At 61.2% G+C, this 13,041-nt stretch carries 10 protein-coding genes; 7 read left to right on the top strand and 3 right to left on the bottom strand.

Annotated elements, in window-relative coordinates; translation table 11 throughout:
• Position 1: 1 nt before the first annotated feature.
• The 3 genes from polA to ACMX25_RS14875 all read left to right on the top strand — a co-directional run bounded on the left by polA (position 2) and on the right by ACMX25_RS14875 (position 5,224).
• Positions 2-2,740 carry a DNA polymerase I gene (polA, locus tag ACMX25_RS14865; RefSeq protein ID WP_414950720.1) on the top strand — a complete coding sequence of 913 codons (2,739 nt, stop codon included), beginning with the start codon at positions 2-4 and terminating at the stop codon, positions 2,738-2,740.
• 52 nt (positions 2,741-2,792) lie between these two features.
• Entirely contained in the window at positions 2,793-4,151 is a 1,359-nt protein-coding gene (locus ACMX25_RS14870) for an NAD(P)/FAD-dependent oxidoreductase (protein ID WP_414950721.1), read from the top strand.
• 197 nt (positions 4,152-4,348) lie between these two features.
• The gene (locus tag ACMX25_RS14875) at positions 4,349-5,224 is read left to right on the top strand and encodes a dienelactone hydrolase family protein (RefSeq protein WP_414950722.1); all 876 of its coding nucleotides are present in this window, start codon (positions 4,349-4,351) and stop codon (positions 5,222-5,224) included.
• A 132-nt stretch (positions 5,225-5,356) separates the two neighbouring features.
• Here ACMX25_RS14875 and ACMX25_RS14880 read toward each other — a convergent pair whose 3' ends face one another.
• Complete coding sequence (locus tag ACMX25_RS14880) at positions 5,357-6,226, bottom strand: sulfurtransferase (RefSeq protein ID WP_414950724.1); 870 nt, start codon at positions 6,224-6,226, stop codon at positions 5,357-5,359.
• A 126-nt stretch (positions 6,227-6,352) separates the two neighbouring features.
• Positions 6,353-7,459, bottom strand: a complete 1,107-nt coding sequence (locus ACMX25_RS14885) for an aromatic ring-hydroxylating oxygenase subunit alpha (protein ID WP_414950726.1) — start codon at positions 7,457-7,459, stop codon at positions 6,353-6,355.
• Between the two features lie 297 nt (positions 7,460-7,756).
• On the opposite strand from ACMX25_RS14885, the gene ACMX25_RS14890 reads away from it, so the two are divergent.
• From ACMX25_RS14890 to folE2, 4 genes are all read left to right on the top strand, one after another.
• Positions 7,757-8,068 (top strand): exodeoxyribonuclease VII small subunit, encoded by a 312-nt coding sequence (locus ACMX25_RS14890; protein ID WP_062086216.1) that lies wholly within the window; start codon positions 7,757-7,759, stop codon positions 8,066-8,068.
• Positions 8,065-8,949, top strand: coding sequence for a polyprenyl synthetase family protein (locus ACMX25_RS14895; RefSeq protein WP_414950727.1), 885 nt, complete (start codon positions 8,065-8,067; stop codon positions 8,947-8,949). Before ACMX25_RS14890 ends, ACMX25_RS14895 begins: the two co-directional genes overlap by 4 nt.
• 124 nt (positions 8,950-9,073) lie before the next feature.
• A complete protein-coding gene (gene dxs, locus ACMX25_RS14900; protein WP_414950728.1) occupies positions 9,074-10,987 on the top strand; it encodes a 1-deoxy-D-xylulose-5-phosphate synthase in 1,914 nt (637 codons plus the stop codon).
• 105 nt (positions 10,988-11,092) lie between these two features.
• Complete coding sequence (gene folE2, locus ACMX25_RS14905) at positions 11,093-11,902, top strand: GTP cyclohydrolase FolE2 (RefSeq protein ID WP_414950729.1); 810 nt, start codon at positions 11,093-11,095, stop codon at positions 11,900-11,902.
• Here folE2 and tsaD read toward each other — a convergent pair.
• The gene (gene tsaD / locus ACMX25_RS14910) at positions 11,899-12,927 is read right to left on the bottom strand and encodes a tRNA (adenosine(37)-N6)-threonylcarbamoyltransferase complex transferase subunit TsaD (RefSeq protein WP_414950731.1); all 1,029 of its coding nucleotides are present in this window, start codon (positions 12,925-12,927) and stop codon (positions 11,899-11,901) included. The two genes, folE2 and tsaD, sit on opposite strands and share 4 nt — an antisense overlap.
• Positions 12,928-13,041 lie beyond the last annotated feature (114 nt).

Here is a 13,041-nt window from a genome sequence, read left to right on the forward strand (position 1 = left end):
AATGCCTGAAGAACTTAATCTTGAAGGTAAGACCCTGCTATTGGTCGACGGATCCAGCTATCTCTATCGGGCCTACCACGCCATGCCGGATCTGCGCGGCCCTGACGGCGGTCCAACCGGCGCGTTGTACGGAATGATCAATATGCTGCGGCGGTTGCGAAAAGACATCAACGCAGAGTATAGCGCGTGCGTATTCGACGCCAAGGGCAAGACATTTCGTGACGACTGGTATCCAGATTACAAGGCAAACCGGGCATCGATGCCCGAAGACCTCTCCAAACAGATAGAGCCCATCCACGTGATCGTGCGAGCGCTCGGCTGGCCGCTGGTGATGATCGAAGGCGTGGAGGCCGACGACGTCATTGGCACGCTTGCAGTTGCCGCCGAAAAGCGCGGCATGAAAGTGGTCGTATCGACCGGGGACAAGGATCTTGCACAGCTTGTGACGGATCATGTCACCCTCATCAACACGATGTCCAACGAGACGCTCGATCGCGCCGGGGTGCAGGGTAAGTTCGGCGTGCCGCCGGAGCGGATCGTCGACTATCTCTCGCTCATCGGCGATACGGTCGATAACGTACCGGGGGTTGAAAAGTGCGGGCCGAAGACAGCGTTGAAGTGGCTCACACAATACGAAACCCTTGATGGCATCGTGGCACATGCGGACGAAATCAAAGGTGCGGTGGGAGACAATCTGCGCAAGGCTTTGACGTTCCTCCCCATGGCGAAAAAGCTCGTTACCGTACAGACGGACTGCGACCTGACGGAGCAGATCGTGTCGATCGAGGAAACGCTTCCGGCGCGGCCCGAGGCCCGCGACGAGCTGCGCGACCTGTTCACGCGCCACGGTTTCAAGACCTGGCTGCGGGAAGTGGAGATTGCGGACGCGGTGGAAGGCCCGGTGGACACGCCGCCTGCGCCGGCCACCGAAATGGAACGGCATTACGAAACGGTGCAGACGTGGGAGCAATTCGACGAATGGCTCGCGCGCATCAACGCCGCCGAGCTGACTTCCTTCGATACCGAAACGACCGCGCTCGACCCCATGCTCGCCCAACTGGTCGGGTTGTCGGTATCGGTCGAGCCGGGGCGCGCGGCGTATATTCCGGTTGCCCATCGCGGACCGGATGCGCCGCTGCAATTGCCGCGCGACGAGGTCTTGCAGAAGCTTAAATCGTGGCTTGAAGATCCGTCGAAGAAGAAGGTGGGTCAGCATCTGAAATACGATGAACAAGTGCTGGCGAACTACGGTATCGAATTGAATGGTGTCGAGCACGACACGTTGTTGCAATCGTATGTTTTAGAATCGCACCGGCCGCACGACATGGACAATCTCGCGCTGCGGCATCTGGGCGCGAAGACCATCAAGTATGAAGAGGTGGCGGGCAAGGGCGCGTCGCAGATTGGCTTCGATGAAGTCGCGCTCGACCAGGCCGCGCCCTACGCGGCGGAAGACGCGGACATCACGTTGCGGTTGCATCAGGCGCTCTATCCGCAGCTTGCCGATGAAGCGGATTTACTCAAGGTCTATCGCGACATAGAAATGCCGACGTCGCGCGTGCTGCGCAAGATGGAGCGTAACGGCGTGCTGATCGATGGTGAGTTGCTGCGCGTGCAAAGCGGCCAGATTGCCACGCGCCTGATTCAGTTGGAAGCCGAGGCGTACATGCTCGCGGGCGGCGAATTCAACCTGGGTTCGCCGAAACAGATTGGCCAGATTTTCTTCGAGAAGCTGCAATTGCCGGTGGTCAAGAAGACGCCGAGCGGCGCGCCTTCCACCGACGAAGAAGTGCTGCAGAAGCTCGCCGAAGATTATCCGCTGCCGAAGATTTTGCTGGAACATCGCGGCTTGTCGAAGCTGAAGTCCACGTACACGGACAAGCTGCCGCGCATGGTCAACGTGCGGACCGGCCGCGTGCATACGAACTATGCGCAAGCCGTGGCGGTGACGGGGCGCTTGTCATCGAATGAACCGAACTTGCAGAATATCCCGGTGCGTACGGCCGAAGGCCGGCGGATTCGCGAGGCGTTCATCGCGCCGCCGGGAAGCAAGATCGTGTCGGCGGATTACTCGCAAATCGAGCTGCGGATCATGGCGCATATCTCGGGCGATCCGTCGCTCATGCGCTCGTTCGCCGAAGGCGAAGACGTGCATCGCGCGACTGCTTCGGAGATTTTCGGCGTGACGCCCATTGAGGTATCGAACGATCAGCGGCGCATCGCAAAGGTCATCAACTTCGGCTTGATTTATGGCATGAGCGCGTTTGGGCTGGCATCGAATATCGGAATTTCGCGCGATGCGGCGAAGCTGTATATCGACCGGTATTTTCAGCGTTATCCGGGTGTTGCCAACTACATGGACGAAACGCGTACGAAGGCGAAGCGCGATGGTTTCGTCGAGACCGTGTTCGGACGGCGCTTGTGGCTGCCCGAGATCAACGGCGGCAGCGGACCGCGCCGGCAAGGCGCCGAGCGCGCCGCGATCAACGCGCCGATGCAAGGCACGGCTGCCGACCTGATCAAGCTGTCGATGATCGCCGTGCAGGACTGGCTGGAAGCATCGAAGATCCAGACCAAGATGATCATGCAAGTCCACGATGAACTCGTGCTCGAAGTGCCCGAAGCCGAGTTGCCGGAGGTCCGCAAGCGCCTGCCGGAATTGATGTGCGGCGTCGCCCAACTGAAGGTGCCGCTGGTGGCGGAAGTCGGCGTGGGCAATAACTGGGAAGAGGCTCACTGAGCGCGCGGATCGCCGCCAGTTGGTTTTGAATGATGTCATTGGGGGAATGTGCATGCACCGTTTCATCATCGTCGGCGGCGGAGCGGGCGGCCTTGAACTGGCCACGCGTCTTGGCGACAAATTCGGCAGCGCAGATGGCAAGCGCGCAGCGCGCGCGCAAGTCACGCTGGTTGACCGTAATTCCACGCACATCTGGAAGCCGTTGCTGCATGAGGTCGCGGCCGGCAGCATGGACCCTTTCTCGCAGGAACTGCCATACGCCGCGCAGGCGCGCTGGCATGGTTTCGAGTTCCAGCAGGGCGATCTGCTGAGCGTCGACCGGGCTGCTAAACGCGTCACGCTCGGCCCCCTTCTCGACGATGAAGCCGGCGAGTTGATGCCGCAGCGCGATCTGGAATACGACACGCTGATCGTGGCGATCGGCAGCACGACGGCCTTTTTTGGCGTTCAGGGTGCACAAGAAAATTCGCTCGCACTCGATACCGTCGATCAAGCCGAATTGTTCCGCAAACGGCTGATCGCGGCGTGCATTCGAGCGGAGTACCGGGCGCCGGAGCCGGATGCGGCCAACGCATCCAATACCGGGCCGAGACAGCCGCGGATTCAGGTTGCGATTGTCGGCGGCGGGGCGACGGGTGTGGAGTTATCGGCGGAATTGCGTAACACGGCGCAAGTGCTGCACGCTTACGGGCTCCACAAACTCGATCCGAAACACGATATTGGAATTGTGCTGATCGAAGCCGGGCCGCGTATTCTGCCCGCGTTGCCCGAGCGCGTGTCCACCGCGACCGCCGACTTGCTGGACAAACTCGGCGTTTCGCTGATGACGAGCGAGACGGTGGCCGAAGTGTCGCGCGGGTCCATCCGCACGGCGAGCGGCAAGACCATCGCGGCGGATTTGACCGTTTGGGCGGCCGGTATCCGCGCGCCGGGCGTGCTCGCGAAACTCGACGGCCTGGCGACTAACCGGCTCGGCCAGCTGATCGTGCGCCGCACGCTGCAAACGGAAACCGACGACAACATTTTCGCTCTCGGCGATTGCGCCGCGTGTCCGTGGCCCGGCGGCGAGAAGGACGGGCGCAACGTGCCGCCGCGCGCGCAAGCCGCGCATCAGCAGGCGAGTTTCCTGCTGAAGTCGCTTGAGCGCCGGCTGGAGGACAAGCCGTTGCCCGACTACACGTATCGCGACTTCGGATCGCTGGTGTCGCTCGGGCATTTCAGCGCGGTGGGTAGCCTGATGGGTGGGTTGATCGGCGGCAACATGCTGATCGAAGGGCTGTTCGCGCGTTTCATGTATCAGTCGCTCTACCGCATGCATATTGCGGCGCTGCACGGCTGGGCGCGCATGGCGCTCGATACGGTCGCTCACTGGCTGCGGCGCTCCACCGCGCCACGCGTCAAGCTGCATTAGAGTTGTTTAGAATGGGCGGCCGGCTTTGGAGCACAACAGGCCCTTCAAAGTGGCTAAAGTGATTTAGAGCGGATATCAATTAGTCGTTGCCGTGCTTTCGGCTTGCGGGCTGTTGGCGTGGCTTACCCATACCGGATGCCTGGTTCGCTAGCACCGTGTGCCAGTGTCCTTCGCGGCCCATGCCGCTGGAGCTTTGCATGCTTACGCCTGATATCGACAGCCTCGTTCCGCATGTCCCGTTCAACCGGCGCACGTTTATCAAGGCCGCGGTCGGCAGCGGTTTTGCCGCCTGCGTGATGCCGGTGTCCGCGCAAACCATCATCACCGATAGCGAAGGTCTGGAAGCCGGTCCGGTCGGGTTCAAGGCCGCCGATGGCACGCTTATTCCCGCGTATCGGGCACAGCCCTTGGGCAAGACGCACTTGCCGGTGATCATCGTGATTCACGAGATTTTCGGCGTGCACGAGCATATTGCCGATGTCTGCCGGCGCTTTGCCAAACTCGGTTATCTGGCCATCGCGCCTGATCTATATGTGCGCGAAGGCGATGCGTCGAAATACACATCGATGCAGCAGTTGAACGAGCAACTCGTCTCTAAAGTACCGGACGACCAGGTGCTCTCCGATATCGACTCGACCGTTGCCTGGGCGGGCGAACATGGTGGCGATTTACATCGGCTCGGGATCAATGGTTTTTGCTGGGGTGGCCGCATCACCTGGCTGTATGCCGAGCGCAATCCGCAGCTTAAAGCGGCGGTGGTGTGGTACGGACGGGTGGTGGGGCCGAAGACGCAGAACAATCCGGCGAATCCGCTCGATCTCGCGTCAAACTTGAAGGCGCCGGTGCTCGGCCTGTTCGGCAAGCTCGATCCAAGCATCCCTCAAGACTCGCTCGAGCAGATGAAGCAGGCGATTGCGACGGGACCGGCGGTCGCGCGGGGCTCGCAAATCGTGGTTTATGACGACGCGCCGCATGCATTTTTCGCGGATTATCGGCCGAGTTATCGGAAAGCCGATGCGGAAGATGGCTGGAAGCGCGCGTTGGCGTGGTTCAGGGAGCATGGCGTGAAGTGATGAGGCTGCAGCGCGGACGCGATCCTGTGTGCGCTACGGACTTCGCCGCGTCTCCTTTGCAGCCATGGGCGGCCGAAACCGCCGCCCACTCGCGTCGCTTCGCTGGCTCTCACCCGCGGCGAAGCATAAATCTCAGACAGTCGCGCCTGTTGCCACTGGCCGTGAGCCGTCCGCGCACCATTCGCTCCACGATCCCCCATACAGCGCCGCGCCATGCAGGCCGGCGATTTCCATCGCCAGTGCGTTATGGCAGGCCGTCACGCCCGAACCGCATTGCAGCACCACTCGATCAGGCGACGTCGCCCCAAGCAGCCCGCTAAACGTCTCGCGTAATTCGTGCGCGGTTTTGAAGCGGCCATCGGCATTCAGGTTGTCCTTGAAAAAGCGGTTCAGCGCGCCCGGAATATGGCCGCCAACCGGATCAAGCGTCTCGTTTTCTCCGCGATACCGGTCCGCCGACCGGGCATCGATCAGCACTCGTTCGTGCGTGCTCAGATTGCGCACGACGGCGTCGACGTCAAACGTGACCGCCAGCGGCGCACCGGCCTTGAACGTGCCTTCGGATGCGGGCGGTGTCGCTGTATCGAGAGGTTGACCGGCCGCTTGCCACGCGTTCAGGCTGCCGTCGAGCAGTGCGACGGAATCGTGGCCCAGCCAGCGCAACAGCCACCACAGACGTGCTGCGTACATGCCGCCCTGGGCGTCGTAGGCGACAACTTGCTGACCTTCGTTCAGGCCCACACGCCTGAGCGCGGCGACCAGCGCCGCGCGTTCCGGCAACGGATGGCGGCCGTTCTTGCCCGTCTTCGCGCCCGACAAATCGCGATCGAGATGCAGATAATGTGCGCCCGGAATATGTCCGGCTGCGTAAGCGGCTTGGCCGGCTTCGGGCGCGGCGAGGTCGAAGCGGCAATCGACGATAAACACGCTGCCGGGTGCGGCGGCGAGGCGTTCGACAAGGTTGATCGCGGAGATAAGCGTGGTGTAGTGAGTGTGCGGCATGACAGCTCCCGGGGCGAACGCGCGGCTTGGCGGGCCGATGGACGGCGCGTCGCGGTAGTTAAGTTTCAAGTCTAAACAAAAAAAGACGGGCCTGAGCCCGTCTTTCTTATTCAAACCGCTAACGCCTCAAATCTCGCCCAACTGCCGCCGCAAGAATTCATGAAAGTGCTGCATCCCTGATTCCATCGGGCTCTGATACGGCCCGACTTGCGACTCGCCGCGCTTCATCAGCGCGCGCCTTCCCGCGTCCATACGCTCGGCGATCTCGTCGTCCTCGCGCGCCGTTTCCATATACGCCGCCCGTTCCGCCTCGATGAATTCACGCTCGAACAGCGCGATTTCCTCCGGGTAATAGAACTCCACGATATTCGTGGTCTTCTGCGGCCCTTGCGGAATCAGCCACGACACCACGAGCACATGCGGATACCACTCGATCATGATGCCGGGGTAATAGACCATCCAGATAGCACCGAACTCGGGCATTTTGCCGTCACGGAAGCGCAGCACTTCGTCGTGCCACTTGCGGTACGTCGGGCTACCCGGCTTTTCCAGGTTCTTGTGCACGCCAACCGTCTGAACGCTATACCAGTCGCCGAATTCCCAGGTCAGGTCATCGCAGGAAACAAAGCTTCCCAGACCCGGATGAAACGGTGCGACGTGATAATCCTCGAGGTACACCTCGATAAAGCTCTTCCAGTTGTAATTGCACTCGTGCATTTCGACGTGATCGAACATGTAGCCCGAAAAGTCGAAATGTTTCGCCGGACCGAGCCGCGCCAGATCGGCCGCGACGTCACGGCCGCTCGCCTCGAACAACAGGCCCTGCCAGTTCTGCAACTGAGATTTGCCGAGGTTGAGGCAGGGGTTATCGGCGAAATGCGGTGCGCCCAGCAACTGGCCGTCGAGGTCGTAAGTCCAGCGATGCAGCGGACATACGATGTTCTCCGCCGTGCCACGCCCCTTGAGCATGATGGCCTGGCGGTGGCGGCACACGTTGGAAAGCAACTCGATTTCGTCCTGTTTGTTACGGACGAGCAGACGCCCTTCGCCCTCGCCGGGCAAAGCAAAATAACTTCCCGCCTCGGGCACCATGAGTTCATGGCCGATATAGCGAGGACCGCGTTTGAACAGCGTGTCGATTTCGCGCTTGAGAAGCGCTTCGTCAAAGTAAGCCGTGACTGGCAACTGACTGTGAATCGCGTTCAGTTGCAATGCATTGCTCAGATTGGACATTCCCACTCCCGTGAAGACGTGAAAGCAGTGAACAACCCAACCATCGAAAATTCGATTTAGGGAGCCCGCGATTATACCGAAAACCCCTTCAATGGGGCGCTTAGGGCCTTGATTTGGGTCAATTCCCGCCGAAGAGTTCCGCTCGCCTAGCCGCTTTCTCCGCTTTTCCGGAGATAAGGAGAAATGGGCCGAGACAGGCCATAGGCATGGTTAAGCGCACGGTGAAGGTCGGAAAAGCTGCTTTTGCCGTAGAATGTCCGACTTGTTTCCCGAAATCCGACATTACACCCACGATTCATGGCGAAGACCGCAACGCAGGAAGGCTCGGCCAGCGCGGAAAACGCGCCGCTCCCGGAGAATTACGAAACAGCGCTGGCCGAACTGGAAGGACTCGTGGCGCGCATGGAGGGCGGCGCGCTGAGCCTCGAGGAATCGCTAGCGGCTTATCGGCGCGGCGCCGCGCTCGTCGGCTTTTGCCAGCAGCAACTAGAGAAAGTCGAGCAGCAAGTTCGCGTGCTCGACGGCGACACACTAAAACCGCTGCCCGCCGAGGTCCAGCGCGCCACTCAGGGCGCCGGCACAACGGCAGATAACGGGGACGACTTATGACTTTCGATCAATGGATGCGCGCGAGTCTTGACCGCGTGGAAACGGCGCTGGAGCATTACTTGCCGGGAACGGACGTGGCGCCCGCCAAATTGCATGAAGCCATGCGCTACGCGGTGCTCGGCGGTGGCAAGCGGGTTCGCCCGCTGTTGTGCCACGCAGCCGGTGAGCTGACCGGTGCTGGTTCCCAGCAACTGGACGCGGCGAGCGCGGCGCTCGAGATGATTCACGTGTATTCGCTGGTGCATGACGATATGCCGGCCATGGACGACGACGCCCTGCGTCGCGGAAAACCAACGGTACACGTGCAATATGACGAAGCGACGGCATTATTGGTAGGCGATGCTTTGCAATCACAGGCTTTCGTTGCGCTGACGGCGGACAACGGCCTGAGCGCGGCGCAGCAGGCGTCGCTGACGCGGGAACTGGCACTGGCGAGCGGCTCGGTCGGCATGGCCGGCGGTCAGGCCATCGACCTGGAAAGCGTGGGCCGCAAGCTGTCGCGCCCGGAACTTGAAACCATGCATCGCAAGAAAACAGGTGCATTGCTGCGCGCGGCCGTGCGAATGGGCGCACTCTGTGGCGAAGCGCCGGACGCAGCGGCCATGAACGCGCTCGACGCGTACGCAGCCGCGGTCGGACTTGCATTCCAGGTGGTGGACGACATTCTCGACGTCACCGCCGACTCCGCCACGCTGGGGAAAACGGCGGGTAAGGACGCGAAGGATGACAAACCGACCTACGTGTCGATCATCGGACTAGATGCATCGCGCGAACTGGCGGCGCAACTCGGCCGCGATGCGCACGCCGCGCTCGCGCCATTCGGCCCGCGTGCCGGTCGGCTCGGGGAATTAGCTGACCTGGTTGTAAACCGGGTGCACTGAAACATACGATAAAACGCGGGACCGGCGGGCGTGTTTACGGAGCAATTTCTGCAGCTCACGCATGCTTGAAGCAGCGCCGGAAACAACCGAACGGCTTCCGCCAGTTTTCCTAAATGGGACGACGATGTACGACTTGCTGAAAACCATCGACGATCCGGCCGCCTTGCGCGCCCTGGACCGCCACGAACTAAAACCGCTGGCCGAAGAGCTGCGTGCCTACGTGCTCGACAGCGTGTCGCAGACGGGCGGGCATCTGTCGTCGAATCTCGGAACGGTCGAACTGACGATCGCGCTCCATTACGTCTTCGATACCCCCCACGACCGCATCGTCTGGGACGTCGGTCATCAGACTTATCCGCACAAGATCCTGACCGGCCGTCGCGACCAGATGAAGACGCTGCGCCAGGCTGGAGGCATTTCCGGCTTCCCGCGCCGTAGCGAATCGAAATACGACACCTTCGGGACCGCGCATTCCAGCACGTCCATTTCGGCGGCGCTGGGCATGGCGATCGCCAGCAAATTGCAGGGCGATAACCGCTATTCCATCGCCGTGATTGGCGACGGCGCGATGACCGCCGGCATGGCATTCGAGGCCATGAACAATGCCGGCGTGGCCGACGACGTGCCGCTGCTCGTGATCCTGAACGACAACGACATGTCGATCTCGCCGCCGGTCGGCGCGCTGAACCGCCATCTGGCGCGCCTGATGTCAGGGCGTTTCTACGCGGCGGCGCGTGCCGGTGTGGAGCGCGTCCTGCGCGTCGCACCGCCCATGCTGGACCTCGCTCGCAAGCTCGAGGAACACGCGAAGGGCATGATTGTCCCGGCCACGTTGTTCGAGGAATTTGGCTTCAATTACATTGGCCCGATCGATGGCCATGATCTTGAATCGCTGATTCCGACGCTGCAAAACATCAAGGAATTGCGCGGTCCGCAGTTCTTGCACGTCGTGACGAAGAAGGGGCAGGGTTACAAGCTGGCCGAAGCCGATCCGGTCCTCTATCACGGCCCCGGCAAGTTCAATCCGGCGGAAGGCATCAAGCCGTCGACGGCGCCATCGAAGAAAACTTATACGCAGGTATTCGGCGAATGGCTGTGCGACGCGGCCGAGCAGGATTCGCGCGTTGTCGGTATCACGCCGGCCATGCGCGAAGGCTCGGGCATGGTGGAGTTCGAGAAGCGCTTCCCGGATCGTTACTTCGATGTCGGTATCGCGGAACAACATGCCGTGACGTTCGCGGGCGGTCTCGCTGCCGACGGCATGCGCCCGGTTGTCGCGATCTATTCCACGTTCTTGCAGCGCGCCTACGACCAGTTGATCCACGACGTAGCATTGCAGAACCTGCCGGTGGTATTCGCTATCGACCGCGCGGGTCTGGTCGGCGCGGACGGCGCAACGCACGCAGGTAATTACGATCTCGCGTTCCTGCGCTGCATCCCGAACATGACGGTGATGGCGGCGTCCGACGAAGACGAATGTCGTCAGATGCTGTACACGGCGTTGCAGCAGCCCAATCCGTCCGCCGTGCGTTATCCGCGCGGTGCCGGTACGGGCGTGAAGATCGTCAAGAAGATGACCGCGATTCCGCTCGGCAAGGGCGAAATCCGCCGCGAATCCACGCAGAAAGTGGGCTCCGGCAAACGCATCGCCATCCTCGCGTTCGGCACCATGGTCGCCCCCGCGCTGGCGGCGGCCGAGGAACTGGACGCTACCGTCGCGAACATGCGCTTCGTGAAGCCGATCGACGCCGAATTGCTGCGTGAACTCGCCGCCACCCACGACGCGCTCGTGACCGTGGAAGAAGGCGCGATCATGGGCGGCGCGGGCTCGGCTTGCGTGGAAAGCCTGTTGGCGAGCTCGGTCATCAAGCCGGTGCTGCAATTGGGCCTGCCCGATGTATTCATCGATCACGGCGATCCGGTGAAGCTGCTTGTATCGTGTGGACTGGATGGCGCTGGTATTGCCAAGTCGATTCGCGAGCGGTTCCTCAGTAGCGTTGAAGCCGATGCGGGCAAGCTCACAAAACGCGTCGCCTGAGTGAAGAACGTGGGGTGAGGACGGGCGTCGGGGACGCCCGTTTGGTTTTATCCGTGGGCGTCAAGGTTCTCGTCACGTGAACGACGCCACGGACAAGGAAAAAGAATGAATCAGATGAATCCCGCCTTTGCGATGCCCGACGTCCAGAGCTCGCTCGACATCCGGCAAATCCCAATCCAGCGCGTGGGTGTAAAAGCAGTTCGATATCCGCTGACCATCCGGACCTCCAGCGGCGAATTGCAGCCAGGCGTTGGCGTCTGGAATCTTGACGTTCATCTTCCGGCCGATCAAAAAGGCACGCACATGTCGCGTTTCGTCGCTTTGCTCGACGAACACCGCGCGCCGCTCGATCAGACCGCTTTCCGCAGCATGCTTACGTCGATGCTGGCAAAGCTTGAGGCGCATTCGGGACGTATCGAAGTGTCGTTTCCGTATTTCGTGATGAAGACGGCTCCCGTGTCCGGCGTGCAAAGCCTGATGGATTATGAGGTCACGCTGACGGGCGATGTGCGTGATGGTGAGACGCGGATCTCGCTGAAAGTGCTTGTGCCGGTGACTAGCCTGTGCCCGTGCTCGAAGCAGATTTCGCAGTACGGCGCGCATAACCAGCGCTCGCATGTGACTATCGCGGCGCAGTTTGAAGGCGATGTCGCGATCGAGGATCTGATCCGGATTGCGGAAGAAGAGGCGTCGTGCGAGTTGTGGGGTTTGCTGAAACGGCCCGACGAGAAGTTCGTCACCGAGCGTGCTTACGAGAATCCGAAATTCGTTGAAGACCTGGTCCGCGATGTCGCCACGCGACTGAACGCGGACGAACGCATTGTGGCGTACGTGCTGGAAGCCGAGAACTTCGAGTCCATCCACAATCACAGCGCTTATGCCGTGATCGAGCATGACAAGCGGGTTTCAGCTTAAGCCGCCGCCAGCGATGTCAAATCCCAGCGCGGCTTAACCGTAAACGCATAATCGCGCACGGCCTGATCGGGCCAGCGCGCGAGACGCAAAGCCCCGGCGAGGGCGATCATCGCGCCGTTGTCGGTACATAGCGACAAATCCGGGTAATGGACTTCGAAGCGACGCTTTTTCGCAGCGGCCGACAGCGCCTCGCGCAATTGCCGGTTCGCACCCACGCCGCCCGCCACGACCAGCCGATTCAAGCCCGTCTGCTTTAACGCCGCAATGGACTTCGTGGTCAGCACATCGACGGCTGCATCGACAAAACCCCGTGCCAGATCCGCTTTCGATTGCTCGCAGACATTCGTGCCAAGCTTGCGGCTGTGCGTGAGCACCGCGGTTTTTAAGCCGCTGAAGCTGAAATCCAGATCGCCGGAATGCAGCATTGGACGTGGCAATTTAACTGCGCCCGATGTGCCGAATTCGGCAAGCCGCGACACTTCCGGGCCGCCCGGATAACCGAGGCCGAGCAGCTTTGCAGTTTTATCGAAGGCTTCGCCGGCGGCGTCGTCCAGCGTCTCGCCGAGCGTTTCATACTCGCCCACGTCCGTTACCCGCATCAATTGCGTATGACCGCCCGACACCAACAACGCGACGAACGGAAACGGCGGCGGCTCGCTCACCAGCAATGGGGACAGCAGATGCCCTTCCAGATGATGAATTCCGACAGTCGGCAAGTCCCACGCCATCGCCAGCGCATTGGCGATGCTCGCGCCCACCAGAAGCGCCCCGGCGAGACCGGGGCCTTGCGTAAATGCGATAGCGTCGATATCCGTTCGCACCGTCCCGGCTTCCGCCATGACTTGTTCAAGCAGAGGCAATGCGCGGCGGATGTGGTCGCGGGAAGCCAGTTCCGGCACGACACCGCCGTATTCCCGATGCATCGCGATTTGCGAATGCAGCGCGTGGGAAAGCAGGCCGCGCTCGGTGTCATAGAGCGCAAGGCCGGTTTCGTCGCAGGAACTTTCGATGCCAAGAACAAGCATGGGGCAGAGGGGTTTGGAGTAACAAATAAGTATAGCAGCGGGCGGGTTTGAGCTCGTTAGCCCGGCAGCGATGCCGGGACCCCAAGCCGCCTCGAACCCGATCACACCAACCGT

The sequence above is a fragment of the Caballeronia eucalypticola genome (genome assembly GCF_047608185.1).
Classification (GTDB): domain Bacteria; phylum Pseudomonadota; class Gammaproteobacteria; order Burkholderiales; family Burkholderiaceae; genus Caballeronia.

What these genes read in the sequence shown, in the direction of transcription:
- folE2 (WP_414950729.1), top strand. Translation starts at nt 11,093, where the DNA reads ATGAATCAGATGAATCCCGCCTTTGCGATGCCCGACGTCCAGAGCTCG.
- ACMX25_RS14885 (WP_414950726.1), bottom strand. Translation starts at nt 7,459, where the DNA reads ATGTCCAATCTGAGCAATGCATTGCAACTGAACGCGATTCACAGTCAG.
- ACMX25_RS14890 (WP_062086216.1), top strand. Translation starts at nt 7,757, where the DNA reads ATGGCGAAGACCGCAACGCAGGAAGGCTCGGCCAGCGCGGAAAACGCG.
- polA (WP_414950720.1), top strand. Translation starts at nt 2, where the DNA reads ATGCCTGAAGAACTTAATCTTGAAGGTAAGACCCTGCTATTGGTCGAC.
- ACMX25_RS14895 (WP_414950727.1), top strand. Translation starts at nt 8,065, where the DNA reads ATGACTTTCGATCAATGGATGCGCGCGAGTCTTGACCGCGTGGAAACG.
- ACMX25_RS14870 (WP_414950721.1), top strand. Translation starts at nt 2,793, where the DNA reads ATGCACCGTTTCATCATCGTCGGCGGCGGAGCGGGCGGCCTTGAACTG.
- ACMX25_RS14875 (WP_414950722.1), top strand. Translation starts at nt 4,349, where the DNA reads ATGCTTACGCCTGATATCGACAGCCTCGTTCCGCATGTCCCGTTCAAC.
- ACMX25_RS14880 (WP_414950724.1), bottom strand. Translation starts at nt 6,226, where the DNA reads ATGCCGCACACTCACTACACCACGCTTATCTCCGCGATCAACCTTGTC.
- tsaD (WP_414950731.1), bottom strand. Translation starts at nt 12,927, where the DNA reads ATGCTTGTTCTTGGCATCGAAAGTTCCTGCGACGAAACCGGCCTTGCG.
- dxs (WP_414950728.1), top strand. Translation starts at nt 9,074, where the DNA reads ATGTACGACTTGCTGAAAACCATCGACGATCCGGCCGCCTTGCGCGCC.